Origin of the sequence: Singulisphaera sp. GP187 (assembly GCF_900129635.1) — a bacterium.
Lineage (GTDB): Bacteria > Planctomycetota > Planctomycetia > Isosphaerales > Isosphaeraceae > Singulisphaera.
The window spans coordinates 1,782,668-1,799,312 of record NZ_FSRB01000002.1; the positions used below are offsets into that span (position 1 = coordinate 1,782,668).

12 protein-coding genes are annotated in these 16,645 nt (G+C 64.6%); 6 read left to right on the forward strand and 6 right to left on the reverse strand.

The window, feature by feature from the left end; genetic code table 11:
- Nucleotides 1-53: 53 nt before the first annotated feature.
- From BUS42_RS31495 to BUS42_RS31510, 4 genes are read left to right on the forward strand one after another with little or no spacing between them, the layout of a single operon-like run.
- Nucleotides 54-1,046, forward strand: coding sequence for a DUF1559 family PulG-like putative transporter (locus BUS42_RS31495; RefSeq protein ID WP_083670862.1), 993 nt, complete (start codon nt 54-56; stop codon nt 1,044-1,046).
- Nucleotides 1,047-1,068: 22 nt separating this feature from the next.
- Nucleotides 1,069-2,613, forward strand: coding sequence for a DUF1549 domain-containing protein (locus tag BUS42_RS31500; RefSeq protein ID WP_074313704.1), 1,545 nt, complete (start codon nt 1,069-1,071; stop codon nt 2,611-2,613).
- Nucleotides 2,614-2,634: 21 nt separating this feature from the next.
- A complete protein-coding gene (locus tag BUS42_RS31505) occupies nt 2,635-3,939 on the forward strand; it encodes a DUF1501 domain-containing protein (RefSeq protein WP_074313706.1) in 1,305 nt (434 codons plus the stop codon).
- Nucleotides 3,936-5,438 (forward strand): EF-hand domain-containing protein, encoded by a 1,503-nt coding sequence (locus BUS42_RS31510; protein ID WP_074313708.1) that lies wholly within the window; start codon nt 3,936-3,938, stop codon nt 5,436-5,438. The genes BUS42_RS31505 and BUS42_RS31510 overlap by 4 nt, the downstream gene beginning before the upstream one ends.
- A 275-nt stretch (nt 5,439-5,713) precedes the next feature.
- On the opposite strand, the gene BUS42_RS31515 is transcribed toward BUS42_RS31510, so the two are convergent.
- The gene (locus tag BUS42_RS31515; RefSeq protein ID WP_254053251.1) at nt 5,714-7,000 is read right to left on the reverse strand and encodes an IS4 family transposase; all 1,287 of its coding nucleotides are present in this window, start codon (nt 6,998-7,000) and stop codon (nt 5,714-5,716) included.
- A gap of 268 nt (nt 7,001-7,268) precedes the next feature.
- On the opposite strand from BUS42_RS31515, the gene BUS42_RS31520 reads away from it, so the two are divergent.
- Nucleotides 7,269-8,642: a transposase gene (locus tag BUS42_RS31520; RefSeq protein ID WP_074307590.1), complete on the forward strand. Its 1,374-nt coding sequence runs from the start codon at nt 7,269-7,271 to the stop codon at nt 8,640-8,642.
- A 254-nt stretch (nt 8,643-8,896) separates the two neighbouring features.
- Here the strand turns inward: BUS42_RS31520 and BUS42_RS31525 are convergent, their stop codons facing one another.
- Nucleotides 8,897-9,292: a type II toxin-antitoxin system PemK/MazF family toxin gene (locus BUS42_RS31525; protein WP_074313710.1), complete on the reverse strand. Its 396-nt coding sequence runs from the start codon at nt 9,290-9,292 to the stop codon at nt 8,897-8,899.
- Nucleotides 9,293-9,777: 485 nt separating this feature from the next.
- Between BUS42_RS31525 and BUS42_RS31530 the strand changes: the two genes are divergently transcribed.
- Entirely contained in the window at nt 9,778-12,405 is a 2,628-nt protein-coding gene (locus BUS42_RS31530) for a spermine/spermidine synthase domain-containing protein (RefSeq protein ID WP_074313712.1), read from the forward strand.
- 272 nt (nt 12,406-12,677) lie between these two features.
- Here the strand turns inward: BUS42_RS31530 and BUS42_RS31535 are convergent, their stop codons facing one another.
- The 4 genes from BUS42_RS31535 to BUS42_RS43920 form a co-directional block, all read right to left on the reverse strand.
- Nucleotides 12,678-12,962: a hypothetical protein gene (locus BUS42_RS31535; protein WP_074313715.1), complete on the reverse strand. Its 285-nt coding sequence runs from the start codon at nt 12,960-12,962 to the stop codon at nt 12,678-12,680.
- Between the two features lie 296 nt (nt 12,963-13,258).
- A complete protein-coding gene (locus tag BUS42_RS31540) occupies nt 13,259-13,771 on the reverse strand; it encodes a hypothetical protein (RefSeq protein WP_074313718.1) in 513 nt (170 codons plus the stop codon).
- Between the two features lie 260 nt (nt 13,772-14,031).
- Nucleotides 14,032-15,105 carry a type VI secretion system protein TssA gene (tssA, locus tag BUS42_RS43915; RefSeq protein WP_074313720.1) on the reverse strand — a complete coding sequence of 358 codons (1,074 nt, stop codon included), beginning with the start codon at nt 15,103-15,105 and terminating at the stop codon, nt 14,032-14,034.
- Nucleotides 15,106-15,230: 125 nt separating this feature from the next.
- A complete protein-coding gene (locus BUS42_RS43920; protein WP_074313723.1) occupies nt 15,231-16,376 on the reverse strand; it encodes a hypothetical protein in 1,146 nt (381 codons plus the stop codon).
- Nucleotides 16,377-16,645: the final 269 nt, after the last annotated feature.

A 16,645-nucleotide genomic window follows, 5' to 3' on the forward strand; every position in this document is an offset into this window, starting at 1 on the left:
GGCCTGGATCGAGCCGTCATGTTCGAGGAATTCAGCGACAGGAACTCCATAAAATGCACATGGCGAATGAGCGCCGGCCCCGCGCCGGCTTCACCCGGGTCGACGTCGTTGCGACGGTGGTACTGACCCTGCTCGCGTCCGGGATGGTGTTCCCTCGCTTGCTGGCGGCTCGCCAGGACGACGCCAGGGTACGGTGCCAGGACAATCTCCGCCTGCTCGGTCAGGGATGTCTCCAGTTCGAGAAATCGCACGGGGGATTCCCGGCGCGGCGGACCGGCTTCAACAACGGTTTGCCCTATGCGGGATGGGGGCCCCAGATCCTCCCCTATATCGCTCAGAATGAACTGGCCAACCAGTACAACCCGAAGCTCGATTTTTTCGATCCCGGCAACAAGACCGCTTCCGAGGCTCAGGTCGGAGCGTTCCACTGCCCGGCGGCTCCGGCCGGTCGCACGGTGGCGATCGAAGCGCAGGCTTCGGCCAAGTCCGAGAACCCGGATAAGGATTTGGTCTTCTCTATCAAAGGAGGAACATGCGACTTCATCACCTCCAATGGTGCACTCATGCCGGGCGGCGGCTACGGACTGAACGCCGCCGACCTCGGGTCGATGATTGGCAACCAGAGACAGCCAATGGGAGATGATGAATATGTACCCCTCTCCAAAATCAGCGATGGCCTGTCTTGTACCTTGCTCCTCATCGAGCAGGCCGGCCGCCCCGAGATCTGGCGGTTCGGCAAGAAGAAAGATGCCGCCGATCAATTCGGGATGAGCGCGAATGCACGGGGCTCATGGGCCGGCTGGGGTTCGATTGCGTTCGGGCCAGCCTCCGCAACGACCGGCGAGACGCCGGGCAAAGGAGACGCCAGTGACTGCGCTGTGAACTGCAACAACTCGTTCGGCATCTATGGGTTCCATACCGACGGGGCGAACGTCCTCCTCTGCGACGGTTCCGTCCGATTCGTCGGGACCAAGCTCGATCCGCTCACGTTCCTCCACCTGACCATCCGCGATGATGGCCAAGTCGTCGACCTGAACGACTTCTAACTCGGAAGGGCATCTCACCACCATGCGATTTCACTCATGGTTCCTGCTCCTCGTCTTCGCCCTGCGATGGCCTTCGCTCGTCCGGGCCGTCGAACCGCCGGCTCCGGAGAAACTGGCTGAGGTGATCGACGCCAGGCTGACAGCGGGGTGGGCCAAGGCGGGCGCACCTCGAGCCCCTTTGGTGGACGACGCCGGGTTCCTCCGTCGGGCTTCTCTCGACCTGATCGGTCGCATTCCGACGGCGGCAGAGGCACGTGAGTTCCTCTCGGAACCGGGCCAATCCGCCAGCCGGAGGGCCAGGCTGATCCATCGGCTGGTCGACTCCGGAGGGCACACACGGCACATGGCGACGTTCTGGCGCAGGACCTGGATCCCCCAGGCCGACACCGCCGAATTCGCGAGACTGGCCGATGATTTCGAGGCGTGGGTCGCCCTCCGGCTGCGCGAGGACGTGACCTATGATCGGGTGGTTCGCGAGTTGCTCACGCTCGACGAGGCCGCTGCCGCGCGCCCCGGGCGGCTCTCCCCGATCGGCTTCTTTGCCGCCAGTGAGTCTAAGCCGGAGAATCTCGCCGCCAACGCGACTCGCGCGCTCCTCGGCGTGAACCTCGATTGCGCCCAATGTCACAACCATCCGTTCGCCCGCTGGACCCGCGACCAGTTTTGGCAGACCGCCGCGTTCTTCGCCTCTCCGAACCCAACGCGGGACGGTAAGTCCGGCCCACCTCGGCTGACGATCCCGAACACGGAGAAGTCTCTCGCCCCGGCGCTGCTCGACGGCACGGCGGTGAACTGGCCCGACTCGGCTTCGCCCGGCACAGGACGCCGGCTGTTGGCGGACTGGATGGCCGCGAAGGACAACCCGTTCTTCGCCCGCAATGCGGTCAACCGTCTCTGGGCCCATCTCTACGGAACCGCACTCGTCGAACCACTCGACGATCTCAGTGGAGAAGGCAGCGACACGGGCGAACGCGCCGACTTGCTCGAGGAATTAGCCGACACGTTCGCGGCCAGCGGATCCGACCTGAAGTACATGACTCGCGCCTTCGCGTTGACGAATGCCTATCAGATGGCGGTCGTGGGTGGCGACGAAATTTCATCAGACGAGAAAATGTTCAATAAGATTCTCGTGCGAGGCTTGACCGGCGAGCAGCTCTACGACAGCCTGCGGACCGCCGCCGGTCTGCCGCCGGAGCGTGACGATCTCGGCCGCGGCCAAGGTCGGGAGGCCCGCAAGCGGTTCGCCGCCCAGTTTCACGTCGAGCGGCCGGTAGTCGCGGAGCGTTCGATCACGCAGGCGCTCTCAATGATGAACGGCCCGCTGACGACCGACCTCGGCGATCCCGCCAATAACCCGACGCTCGCCGGGATCGTCGATGCGCCGTTCCTCGACACGGCGGGCAAGGTCGACACGCTGTTCCTGGCGGTGGTCGGCCGCCTGCCCCGGAAGGAAGAATCGAGGACGGCGATCGCCTATGTCGAAGACGCCGAGGGCTTTCGCGGCCGAGCGTTCGGGGACCTGTTCTGGGCCCTCGTAAACACCACCGAATTCAACACCAATCACTAGCTTCGAAAGGACGCAAGTCCCATGCCCGGCCCCTCACAACTCTCGCGACGTGACTGGCTGCGTTTGACGGCGGTGGGCGCCGTCGGGGTGTCGCAGTCGGGCTGGCTGCGCGCTCTCGCCGACGACGCGACGGACAACCCAACCCGGCGGAAGTCCATCATCCTGCTCTGGCTCAACGGCGGGCCGGCGACGATCGACCTGTGGGACCTGAAGCCCGGCCACGCGAACGGCGGGCCGTACCAGGAAATCGACACGGCCGTGCCAGGGGTGAAGATCAGCGAGCACCTCCCGAAGCTGGCGAAGCGGATGGATGAGATCGCCATCATCCGCTCGATGGCCACCCGCGAGGGGGACCACCGCCGGGCCCGGATCGTGAGCCTCACCGGGTACGCACCGGTGGGGGCGATCCAGTTCCCTTCGGTGGGCTCACTGATCGCCCATGAGTTCGACGATCCCGCCACCGATCTGCCGGGATTCGTGAGTGTCGGCGGCCGGAACGGCGCCGACCTCGGGGCCGGATTCCTCGGCCCTCGGTTCTCGCCGCTCGTGGTGGGTGGGGGCGAGCGGCGTCTGATCCCGGGTCGCGGCGCCGACGAATTGAAAGTGCCGGACCTGGACCGGCCCGAGGGCCTGAGTGCCGCGGCGTACGCCAAGCGGCTCGAATTGCTCCACGGTCTTGAGAACGGTTTCGATGCGGGCAAGAAGGGACCCGTCGCGGAGACGTTGAAGGCCGCCACGGACCGGGCTGTGCGGTTGATGCGCCCCGAGGCCGCCGCCGCGTTCCGACTCGAGGCCGAGACGGCCGAGGTCCGCGCTGCCTACGGCCGCACCACCTTCGGCCAGGGGTGTCTGCTCGCGCGGCGGCTGGTCGAACGCGGTGTCCCGTTCGTTGAAGTCACTCTTGATGGCTGGGACACGCACCAGAACAATTTCGACCGCGTGGCGGAGCTCTCCGGCACGCTTGACACGGCGTTCGCGGCGCTGCTCGCCGACCTTGAGGGCCGCGGGTTGCTCGATTCGACCCTGGTCGTCTGCCAAGGGGAATTCGGCCGGACGCCGCGGATTAATGGACAAGCCGGGCGCGACCACTGGCCGGCATCGTGGTCCGCGGTGTTGGCCGGCGGCGGCATCCACGCCGGGCAGGTGATCGGTAAGACCAGCGCCGATGGGATCGCCCTGGAGAGTAAGCCGACCCGGACGCCGGATCTCATCGCCACCGTCGTGAAGGCGATCGGCATCGATCCGATGAAGCAAAATATGTCAAACGTAGGACGACCCATCCGCATCGCCGACCCGACCGCGAAACCGATCGAGGAGCTGCTGTGAATATTCCCGGCATCTTGCACCTTGCCCTGACGGCGGTAAGTCTCTCCCCCACGTCGGAGTCCAGCCCGCGAGCCAATGCGCCGGCCGAACTCGTTCTCCTCGGCGGTAGTCAGGTCGCGCGAATCGAGCTATCCGTGGAGGTGGCCGGCTCGCCGCTCCACACGGTCTGGGACGAGACGTTCGCACGCCTCTTTGCATTCTTCGACCGCGAGGGTGACGGCGTCCTCGACGAGAAGGAGGCGGCCCTCCTGCCCTCGCCGCTCGCGCTTCGGCAAGCGATGGGCAATGGCTTCACGCCGCCGGTCGGGTCCGCCCCTGCTTTCGCCGACCTCGACCGGGGCGACGGCAAAGTGAGGGCCGACGACCTCGCCGCATTCTACCGCGGTGCCGGCGCCGGGACGGTCCTGATTGGCGTGGGTCGGCTGCCAGGAACTGCCGAATTGTCGACCGCGCTGATCAGGTCCCTCGATACCGACCGCAACGGCGAACTTGGCCAGGAGGAGTGGAAAGCGGCGGCCGGAACCTTGAAGAAACTCGACGCGAACGACGACGAGCTGATCGGGGCTGGGGAGATCGTGCCGAAACTCGTCTACCCCGGCGCCGCCGGGACGCTCCTACTGACGCCGGCGGCCGGCCCGGCACCGTCGGACGTGCTCGCGAAGCTGCCGCTCGTTCTCCTTCCCGCAGATCCTAAGCAGACAGGCTGGACCGTCGAAGTCGCGCGGCGCCTGCCCCGATTCCAGGCCGAGGAACTGGCCCGGTGGCGGAAACGGGAGCCCGACGCAAGTTGGGGCGTCCGTCTTGGCGATCAGCCAACCTCGGAGCGGTTCGCATTCGCCGGGGACGGCGTCCGGGTGAGTGGCTGGGCCGCGAGCGGGAAGATGAAGGATTCCCTGTCGACGGCCCGACGCGCAATGACGGGCCGATTCGAAGTCCCCTGGTCCGGACCGGAAGCGGGCGGCAATCGGCGGCGCGGGGGCGACCTCTCGTGGCTTACGCCGATCGCGGACCGCGACGCCAATGGCAAGCTCGACCGAACCGAGCTCGACGCCTGGCTCGACCTGCAAGCGCAGCTCGCACGCGGGCAGGTGCTGGTGACCGTGCTTGACGGGGCGGGGCTGTTCGAGATCCTTGACACAAGCCACGACGGAGCCTTGTCCGTGCGCGAACTCCGCGCGGCCTGGGAGCGGCTGGAGGAAGCCGGATGCGTGACGGGCGACACATTCGACCGCGCGAGGCTTCCCCGTGTGGTACTGGCCGCGGTCAGTTGGGGCTATCCGCGAGACCTGGCGCTCGTCGCGCGTCGTGGCCCAGCCTGGTCCCGAGCGATGGACCGCAACGGAGATGGCGATGTGTCTCGCCGCGAGTTCACGGGGCCGGCTGCGGAGTTCGATAAACTCGACCGAGACAGGGACGGCCTGATCGACGCCGCCGAAGCCGCTCGCGCTGGCGCGAGTGCCGAGGCTTCCGATACGCCCCCAGGGCGGTCGCGTCCCTAAGTACGTGGATCTGGTCATTCTCTGTATTGAATTATGTGCAAGCCCTGGGTGCCACGGGTTGGACTCAACCCGTGAGCCAAAAACCCAGGCGATCATTCACGGGCTAAATACACAATAGTGTCCGGGATTCCTGATGGCGAGGAGGCTTTTCGTCAGGACATCCCAGAATAATTCGATTTGAACAGCCTTGCAGCCGCCTCCTTCGGTTTGGAGGGCGATCCCGGCGCATGCCGCGGCATGACCTCGTCCGCAGCGCGTGGACGGGCCCTGATCGCTTATTTGGGTTTTTCGGCACGCTTCCGCGCAACGCGGTCACGCTGTAATTGGCACTGACGCTCCCGCTCGCGAAGGATCGGCATGATCTCGTCCATCGTCGCCGTGCCGTTGGCCACCATTCCCAGCAGGCTAAACATATACTTGCTGGGGCGATTTCCTGTATGGATGTACATGAGCGTGACGCCGATCACGGCGACGTAGAAGCTCAACAGCACACCCTCGCGGCTGTGACTGATCAGATGATCGAACCGCGCGTAGCTTTTCAGCCAGCGGAAAAACAGTTCAACTTGCCATCTATGACGATATAATACTCCGATGATTGATGCGTCGGGCTCGAGCAGGGTCGTCAAGAGGTAGACCGGATTCTCGGGGTCATCCTTGGGGACGATGACCACTTCGCGAAGGACGATGCCCAGCGGTTTGCGATGCGTCGAGCCGGGAAAACGGACCAGTCGATCGGAGATGACGTCCGCGTCGCGGGCCTCTTGGGTGAGTTCCCTCGTCTCGGTCGTCTCGAGGTTGGGGGTGCGTTCTCCGGGTTTCCGGAACCGCATCACGAAATCCGCCGCCGGTTCTACGTGGGCCTTGATCAGCTTGAAGCTGAAGATCCCCCGGTCGTAGAGATGGATCGCCCCGGGGGTGATGGAGTACGCGGCGGTGGTCGCCTCGCTCTGGCCGGCCTCGGGGACGACGATCAGCTCGGGGAGCCAGGTTTGGGCATCGACATGGAAGTCGAGGCGAGCGCCGGTCTTGCCGCCGCGGCGGCGGACGCTCCAGGCCACTGAGGCGGCGGCATGAAGGAAGGTGCCATCGACGGCGAGGACCTGGCGGTGAAGCGAGCTCAGGGGATCGGCGGCCTGGTTCGGGTTGGGACTGGGCTTGAGAACGTTGCGTCGGAGCTGATCGAGGATCGGCTGCAAGCGAGTGTGGTCGGCCAACTTATTGAAGTCGGAGAGGGTGCTTTTGCAGAGTTTCTGGATCGAGAGGAATTTTTGGGCTTGTCGGGTTTGGCTGAAATCCTCGATCGTCCTGAGGGTCCGCAGAGTGGGGTTGAAGAAGGCCAGGAGCATGGCAACGAAGACGTCGTCGAGGAAGAGGTCGCGGTTGCCATGGGGGTCCTGGTCGCGAAGTTGTGCGATGAGCCGTTCGATCGAATGGATGTGCTTGGCCCCGACCACTTGATCGGGCCAGATGGGCAAATCACGAGAGAGCCACCCCGGTGCCCCGACCCGTTCAGGTCGCTGGGAAGGGGGAGTGTCAACCAGGGGTGGTTTCTTGGCCGCCATGACGAATACTGTGGCCGACCGTAACCAAAAGCGCAAGCGAAGATTTGATGAAGGTCGATCCCGGACACTATTGTAAATACAACCCGTGGCACCCAACGTCAGTAACTCGGCGTCGTCAACAACGGATGTAACTCTCACCGGACCAGAGAATTACTGCCGCTCCGTGGCTGCGGTTCGTTCGAGAGAAGGGGGGGCAAAAAATCGCCGTTCTTCGTCATGATGGGTGCGGCTAGCAACCGGCACTCACCTGGATTGAGGAAGAACGGCGATGAAGGCAGCTCGGACGCTGCAAGGCTTGCAGCAACCGCAGTCGTTGATCGGCTATGTCCGACAGTTTCTCACCCCGACGGTCTGGAAGCAAGCCCGAGGGGTTGTTCCTCAAAGGCGGTCGGCGCCGCGGTGGGATCTCCAGCCACTGGTCGTGGTCATGCTCGCCATGACCTGGGCCACCGGCGACTCCGAGTCCGAGAGGTTTGAGAAGGCCCGGGGATACTACGTCGCCTGCCATGAGTCGCGAAGACGCCCGGGAAAGACCCTCGTCGGCTTCCAGAAAGCGATGCGACGCGTCCCCATGCGACAACTCAGGGCGTTGGCCGCGGGGGTTCGGCAACAGATCCACGCCCGACTGGGGTCGCGGCGGATTGTCGACGGCTTCGAGCCGATGGGCTGCGACGGCTCGCGGATCGAGTGCCCCCGCACCCCCGAGTTGGAACGGGGACTCGGGCAGGCCGGCAAGAACGACGCGGCCCCCAACGTCTGGCTGACGGCGTTCGTCCACTTGCCCACGGGACTGCTTTGGTCGTGGCGACTCGGCCCGGGCACCGCGGCCGAGCAAGAGCATTTGAGGCACTTGCTCGCCACCCTCTCGCCCGAGGCCCTGATCGTCTGCGACGCCGCTTATATGGGCTTCGATCTGGTCCGGGCGATCCTCGGTGTCAAGCGATCGTTCCTGTTCCGGATGTCGTCGCGGGTCGACCTCTACACCCTCGAAGTGGCGAACCTGGAGGATTGGACCGAAGGCCCTGTCTTGTACTGGCCGAACTATGTCCAGAAGAAAGGGGAAGCGCCGATCCAATGCCGCTTGATCCGGATCCCGGCCAAGGGCAAGGGTAAGGGGTCGGTCAAACGCGACGTCTGGCTCCTGACCGACGTCCTCGACCCAGCCCGGATGTCGGCGGCGACGGCCGCCAAATTCTACCGCTGGAGATGGCGTAATGAAGGACTATTTCGCACATACAAGCGTATAATCAATAAATTGAAACTCGCTAGCCGCACGGTGGCCTTGGTGCATCGCGAGGCCGAGTTGTCACTGCTGGCCACGCAGATCCTCCTGGCGCATGCCGACCTGGCGCTTCGGCCGGCGTCGGCGTCGGCGTCGGCGACCGATGGCCCAGTGATCAGCCCCCGCAAAGTTCTGATCGAGATCCGCAAGGAGATCGACGCGGCCGTGAAACCCAAGGCCAAGTGTTACCACAAGCGACTCGCGGGCTGCCGCGCCGGGTGCCGGAAGCAGAAGAGCCCGAAAGCCACACGCAAGTGGCCTCGTCGCAAACCGCATAAGCCGCCGAAACCGCCTGTGCTCCACACCCTGACTCAGGAACAGAAAGCCTTGCTAAACAAGCACATGAGTGCAGTAGGATGAGGCATCAGTAATCGACGTTGCGTGGCACCCAACGGCGATTCTATCACCGCGGTCACCGCTCAGAAAAGCAAAGAAGACCGGGACCAAACGCTTAGATTCGCCCAGTGACGAGTGACGCCGGACCCGGTCGCTGAGCACCTTGACGCTCTCGAACCGGCTCGCACGCGCCGTAACGTCGCCCTCGCCCCGCTCATTCCAGAGGCACCAGGCTCGAGGCTCGCCCCTCGCGATCCACTCGACTCAGGAACGCGTCGCTACCGCTCAAAGAACGACACTTGCTGGAATCGTAGGCCGTCCAGAATCTGCTCCACCCGCGTGTCGGACAGCGTCCCGATCCGTTCACCCAAGCGGGCCTTGTCCACCGAAGAGACCTGCGCCACGACCACAACGCTCTGCGTGGGAAGGTTCGCTTCGCCCACATCGAGGAGGACATTCCCCGGCTCGCTCGCCCGGTGTAAGTTCGACGTCAGACCGCACACGACCACGGTCGTGATCCGCGAGTGGTTGAAGATGTCCTCCTGAACCACCACATTGGGATGAGTGTAGCTCGAGCCCGGGCCTCGCGAGTCATCCGGCCCGATCCAGAACACGTCACCGCGGTTAATCCTCGCGGAACGTGTGCTTGTTTCAGTTTCTGTATTTGTCTTCATGTGCATTCGCGAAATTTGGCCCAATGGATGCTGCATAGTGCGCTACCGCGTCCCATTCTCCGACCGAAGTTCTTTCGTGATCGTGCTTTTTCGCTTCTCCTGGATGATAGGTAAAAGAACTCGGCCCAAAAAACAAGGTGAAAGAAGTGACTGTCGCCACGTTCTCGGTGGCTTTCGCATGGCCTGGATCATTTGACACTGTGGCAACGGCAATGGGTTGATGGACCCTGGCGGTGGGCGGCAAGTTCGAAGCGGCGGTGAGGTAGGCCCGGCTTTCGCGATCGCAGTCGGGTAGAATCGACGGCCCCCCAATGAAACGATGCGAGTGAGCCGGTCCACCGGGTGACGCACCGGGGACTCGAGCGGGATTCTGGGCCGGACGGCGAGTGATTTTTTCGCTGCGTTTGCCTTGGGAGACTCCGGAATCCCGCGACCCGCCAAGCGATTGCGAAGCGTCGTCCATCTTCTCGGGAGACCGCCGCGCGATGAACCCACACGACCCGATTTTGCCGACTGCCCCGGCCGCACCACGCCGGTTCCTGCCCATGCTCCTCGTGCTGTTCGTCGGCAGCGGGTGTGCGGCCCTGATTTACGAGATCGTCTGGCTCCAACTCCTGCAACTGGTGATCGGCTCGACCGCCGTTTCCCTTGCCGTGTTGCTCGGGACGTTTATGGGCGGCATGTGCCTGGGCAGTTTGCTGCTACCGCGCGTCGTCTCGGTTCGGCGCCACCCGTTGCGGGTCTATGCTCTGCTCGAGTTGGGCATCGGCGCCATCGGGCTCGTCGTCTTGTTCGGGATGCCCTATGTCGAGCAGGTGTACTCGCATTACGCCGGGCACGGTGCGCCGGGCATCTGGTTGCGTGGGGCGGTGGCCGCAGTCTGCTTGCTGCCTCCCACCCTGCTGATGGGCGCGACGCTGCCGGCCATCGCGCGCTGGGTCGAGACCGACGCCGAGGGGGTGTCGTGGCTCGGCTTCTTCTATGGCGGCAACCTCGCCGGGGCCGTCTTCGGCTGTCTGCTGGCTGGCTTCTACCTGCTCCGCGTCCACGACATGGCCACCGCCACCTACGTGGCCTTCGCCCTCAATCTCGCGGTGGCCGCGATCGCGTTGGCCCTGGCGGCCTCCCTGGCCCGGCATGAAGTGCCAGCCGGCCCCACGACGAACGAGAACGCAAGGCCGGCGGCCGGCGCCTGGGCCGTCTATCTGGCGATCGCCCTCTCCGGGATGTCGGCGTTGGGCGCCGAGGTGGTCTGGACTCGGCTGCTCTCGCTGATGCTTGGAGGCACGGTTTACACCTTCTCCTTGATCTTGGCGGTCTTTCTGATCGGGCTCGGGATCGGCAGCACGCTCGGCGCCATCCTGACGCGGGGGGCTGTCTCGTCGCGGGTGGCGCTTGGCATCTGCCAGTGGTTCCTGACCGCGGCGATTGCCTGGACTGCGGTCATGATCTCGCAGTCACTCCCCTACTGGCCGATCGTCCCCGGGTTGTCGCCGAGCCCCTGGTACATCTTCCAGCTCGACCTGGTGCGCTGTCTTTGGGCCATCCTGCCGCCGGCCTGCCTCTGGGGAGCGAGCTTCCCGCTCGCCCTGGCGGCGGTCGCGGCTCGTGGCCAGGACCCCGGACGGTTGGTCGGAGGGGTTTATGCGGCCAACACGATCGGCGCCATCGCCGGAGCCTTGGTGTTCAGCCTGCTGCTGGTCCCCACCATCGGCACGGCCGGCGCCGAGCGGGTGCTGATCGGGCTTGCCCTGACGGCCGCGCTGGTGGCCCTGCTGCCCCTGGTCCGGCGGTCATCCGGAACATTGCGGCTGGGGGGGGCGACGACGCTGGCGGCCGCGGTGGGCGTGGCCGGCTGCCTCGCCTGGAGCGTGACGCCGGTGCCGTGGGAGCTCGTGGCGTTCGGCCGGGCGACGCCAAGCCTGCTCGCCCAGTCGGCCCCCGGCATCGTCAAGGACGTCCCGGAGGACCCAGGCGACGCGGACGTCTTCTGCACCTACGTCGGCGAAGGGACGAACGTCTCGGTCGCCGTCACCATGACGGCGGACGGCGTGCGGAGCTTCCATGGCGCCGGCAAGATCCAGGCCTCGACCCTGGCCGCCGACATGCGGCTGCAGCGGATGCTGGGGCACCTCCCGGCGCTGGTGCACAAGAAGCCCGAGTCGGTGTTGGTCGTGGCCTGCGGCGCGGGCATCACGGCCGGCACCTTCGTCCTCCACCCCGACGTCAAACGCGTCGTCATCTGCGACATCGAACCGTTGGTGCCGACCATCGTGACCCCGATGTTCGGTGTGGAGAACTACCACGTGGTCGATGGTATCGCCCGTGAGAACCCCCACACGGTGAATGGCAAGCAGGTCAAGGTGGTCTACGATGATGGCCGACACTTCCTCCGCACCACCCCGGAGAAGTTCGACATCATCACCTCCGACCCGATCGACCCGTGGGTCAAGGGATGCGCTGCGCTGAATACGGTGGAATATTATCAGATGTGCCGCGATCACCTGAATCCGGGCGGAATTGTCTGCCTCTGGATCCCACTCTACGAAAGCAACCTGGCCACGTCCAAGAGCGTGATCGCCACCTTCTTCCAGGTCTTCCCCAACGGCATCCTCTGGAGCAACGAGCACAAGGCCTTCGGCTCCGACGCCGTCTGGAGCAACGAACGCGATGGCTTCGGCTACGACGCCGTCCTGTTCGGCCAGATCGAACCGACCGTGATCGACGTCGACGAACTGCAAGGGCGTCTGGACCGCCCGGACCACAAGCTCGTGAAGCAGTCGCTCCGCGAAGTGGGATTCGGAGAGTTCAACCAGGAGGGGACCGACCTGCTCACCACCTACTCCGGGGAAGCGCCCTTGCTGAAGGAATGGTCGCGGGGCGCCCAGATCAACACCGACCGCAACCTGCGGCTCCAATACCTGGCCGGCATGTGGTTGAATTCCAACATGGGCGAAAAGATCCTCTCCGGCATCCTTGCGTATTACCAGTTCCCCGCCCAGCTATTCGTCGGCTCACCTGAGAGTGTCCAAACGCTGAGACAGGCTCTGACTCGGGCGGGTCGAAAGTCTTCACCGGAACTCGCCCGGGACCGCGCCGGATTGTCCAGGTAGCCGGAAGCGTGCTTGCTCATTGAGCCGTGCGACCCTGGCGTGACGCCACGATCGGCGCCGGCCCTTGGCTGTTGGTCTTCGCTCGCCTGGAAGGCGAGCGGGGAACTGATCGCTCCCTCTCTTCCGGCAGAAGAAGTGCCCCCGTGACGGGGCGATCGTCTCGATTTGGCCCCGATGGGACTGGTAGCGGCCACAGAGCCGACATAGACTAAGGCTAGTATCCGTGCATGGATGGCCCCGGCCTCTGTAGGCCTTTCTGGAGCGCGGAACCGTCAGGAGGGATCTTCATGGCTTGCCATCGGCTTCCGGGGCTCGTGCTCGGCTTGATCATGCTCTAAGCCATGGTCGCTCCGGACCCGGCCGAACTTGTCACGCGACTCGGGGCATCGAAGTATGAGGACCGCGCGACGGCAGGCGAGGCGTTGGTCCGGCTCGGCGGCCAGGGCAGGACCAAGGTCGGTGTGCTCGAGGACCTCGAGACGCAGACCGGCCTGTCGTTGCGAATCGGCCAGGGCTCCCAGCCAGACCCCGTGGCTCTCGGCGAGGGCTGCATCCAAAGCTACTCGATATTACGATTGATCGCCCCAAGTCCGGATTAATATGTCAATCCAAACCATCGCCGCCGCGGCCGACGGCAATTCCCGAGTCTGTCGCAAGGAAACCGGGCCGTCTGTCTGCCCCGGAGGCCGAAATTCGCGTGGGAACGAGATCCCGGTATCCTTGCGACTGTCTCCGGTTTCTTCGCCGGAAAATGGCACGCCTCGGCAAAGAAACTGGTGTTTGTGGCGTAGGTGCATGCTAGAGTTTTTGAATTAATTGTATTGGTGCAATTAGTGGAAGTCGTGGCAAGAGGTTAGGCGAGGTTCTCTCGCCCCCGTTCCTCATAGACTGGCCATCCGAACGCTCCCTCGTGCTCCTCCACGCCCAACTCGCAACGCGGTGATTTCGGCAAATCCACGAAAACGCCATCCAACCGGGCCTTGAGGAGAACGCCTTTGAGGAGATCGCCAAAGATTGTCACAAATTCGTCGTAGCTCCCGGGCGGAATCTCGCGTCTGGTGCCGTCGGGCAGGGTGAACAGGACCGGCTCGACTTCGTTCGCCTCCGCGGCGGCCTGCCATTTCGGCCGTTCCAACTTGTTTCCCTGGATGTGTGCATTCCACTGACCGTCGGGCTGGGCGTCGCGTCGAGTGTCGAATACGAGAGCGACCCAGCCCGCTTGATCGAATTGATAGCCGAGATCGATTCGCTTGACTCGCTTACCCTTACCCGGGCCATCATTGCTCGCAGGATAAAAGGCCCCCACTCGCTCGGAGACGAGGCGATAAATGTCGATGAAATCCTTCCTCAAATCCAATCGTTTCATGCGATCGCCTCGTTCTGTTGCGAAACCTTTGATATTATGTTCCGATCGCATGTTAGTGAATCGGCAACCGATTGGCTCCGACCACGAACGGCGGGCTCCAGGGCCAGGCATTCGTCCTGGGTGTCGCACCGCCGGCCCGAATGTACGTTTACCGGCTTCACCGTCTAGCGATCGAGATCTCGGTTGAGTTTGACGGCGTCCCATCGCCATGAGTGACATGCATCGTCCGGCGGGTCAGTGAGCCCGAGTGCCGGATTCACTTACTCAGGTGAACCTTCCTTAAAACCCATCTCGCGGCTCATCTCGGTCAGGACGTTGGTGTCGCGAATCAGCTCTTTCATCAAGAGTGGGAACGGCAATGCCCCGAGATTGACGGCGCGTTCCAGCAGGTAGGGGATCGGGCTGTGCGGCTCGAGACGTCGCAGCGCGTTCGCGGCGTCGGTGAGCTGAGCGTAGATCTGGGTGCGGGTGAGGGGTTGTCGCCCGGTCGCCGAGGCGGTTGTCCCGCTTGATGGGATGGAATCGGCGGGGTCGGCTGGATCTGAGCTTGCGTTGGGCTCGGGCAACGGCAGGTCGGGGGCCGCATTGAGCTGGAGAATTTGATTCGCCAGCAACTGACAATCATCGAAGGCCTGTCGCAAGCCGAGCAGCGCCGGGGCGGATTCGCCCATCCGCTCATCGAGTGCGTGGACCAACCCGTCGAATTCCAGGCGGGCCGCCGCGAGCAACTCGACGGCGTCGCGAGAGGAGTCGACGGGAGTGAGTTGCCTGGCCTTGTCGAATAACTCGGGGGTCAGTCCCGATCGGGGATCCTGGCTCCGTCGCCAGTCCAACCAGCCGTACTCGGCCCCCTCGCCCCGGACCAGGGGGACAGCGCGCAGGGTGCTCGGGAATGAGGCGCCCCGGTCGGGATCGTCGAGCCAGCGGAACGCCGCGGCGCGAACTTCGAGGTCGTCCCCTTCTTCCAAGGCCGGGCTCAGTCGATCCCAACACTGCTCGACCATTAGACGAAGCAAGCGCAGACCGTCACGAAGACCGGCGAAGCGGTCGTGCTTGACGAGTGCCTCGGTGAGGCGGGCCGCCACGGAAAGGTCTTTCGACGTCTCCCGGAGCACTTGCTGGCTCAACTGGACAATCGCGGACCAGTCCGCGGACTTCGCGGTCGTGGGGCGCTGAGGATCGCTCGGGTCGTAGTCGCTCGGGTTGATCTCCCGGCGGCACAGATCGAGCCGCTCGCGGAGGATGTAGGGCAAGCTCGAGCCCGCCGGTTCGGGGCCGGGGATCGGCGCCAGGAGCGGCTCAAAATCCAAGAGCGGCGAGGGATTCGTGGCCACTCGGCAACTCCGCGAGGGTCTGGGGACTCGAGACGTCCGTTGGTCTCGGCAGTCTGTCGACGCTACTGAATCGGTCTTGTGATTGCAACGGACGACGCATGATCCCAAAAGGCTTCCGAAGCGGCTCAGCGGGCTCCCGTCGATTGAATGAAGAGGTCCTTCAAGGTCTTCGCCTTGGCAGGCTGGTCCGAGGCAACACCACCCGTTGGGGCGGCGGCGACTGCGGGAGCCGGCTGGGATCGAGCCACGGTCCGCGGCGTCGCGGTGGGCGTTGCCGGCGGCTTCGGGGCCTGCGCGAAGTTGGGGACGTCCACGTCCCGCGCTGGCCCGTCGGGCGTTGCCGACGGCTTCGGTGCCTGTGCGTGGCTGACGATGTCGAAGAGGCTCTGGCCACCCAAGGGGGGCATCCCCGTCGCCGTTTCCGACGCCTGGGACGCACTCGAGGCCTGGGCGATTGCCTGGCGAGCGCGGGCGACGAGGGCGGCACGCGGGGTCCGCTCGGCGGTCTGATAGTAGAACTCGGTGCGACCCACGGCCGGATCGATCCGCTCGAGCGGAATGGCCGGCGGCAGCTCGGGTTGGATCGGATCGGGCCGCTCGGGCGGTCGCGGCTTGATCGGTTCGGGGGGCGCCATGGCACAGCGCGACAGCGCGGCGGCGGCGGCAGCGCGGACCCGCAGCGAGTTTTCGGAAGGGTTGCCGTCCGTGTCCTCGGCCGAGGCCGAAAGGGTTAGGGCGGCGATGGTCTTGTTGGTGCAGCAGCATCCTGAGCCCATCACCCGCGCGGCGGCAAACCGGACGCACTCGTTGCGGTCGGCCCTCAGCGAGTCGATCAAGGTCTTCTCGGCCTCGGGCCAGTAATGGCAGTCGACCGTACCGAGGTACTCGACCGAGGCGACCCGCGCCTTGGCCGCGGCGGTGTCGGCCTGGATCTGGGCCGCCGCGCCCGCCGCACCCGGCTGAGCCTGTTGCGCGGCTGTTGGGGTGGTCGGACAGCAATTCCCGAACGAACCTCCGGTCAGGCACTTCAGTGGTGACATCCCCTGGCTGAACAACTGGCCGCATGGCGAGGCGCAGAACTTGGCTTTGCACGCCTCGATGTTCTGACAGATTTGACCGAGGAGGCCGGTGAATCCGGTCGCCGCGCCCGCCGCCCCCGCGGTTCCGGCCGCCCCGCCCGCGGCGGGAATTGCGGCGCACCCGGTGAAAGTCAGGCTGAGTGCGATGAACAGGAGCGACGACCAGGCCCTGGCCTTGGTTGGTCGGGTCATGCCTCGATCTCCGACAGATGCAGAGGGTCGTCCGACGGACCAGGGTTCCCCCGAAGTAGGTCGGTTCGCTCTTCCCAGGGACGCAGACGAGCTGAATGCCATGAAATCGACTTCGGCATTTGACCGGCGGATCTTGACGCGATTTCGGATTAAAGCGAAAGCGGTGACATGGTGGATTGTAGCGAATTTTCTGACAAGGTGCCGTCGCGACGATGAGCACACCGGGGAATGAGACTTGGGATTGCGAGATCGTGGGATGGCCGATATAA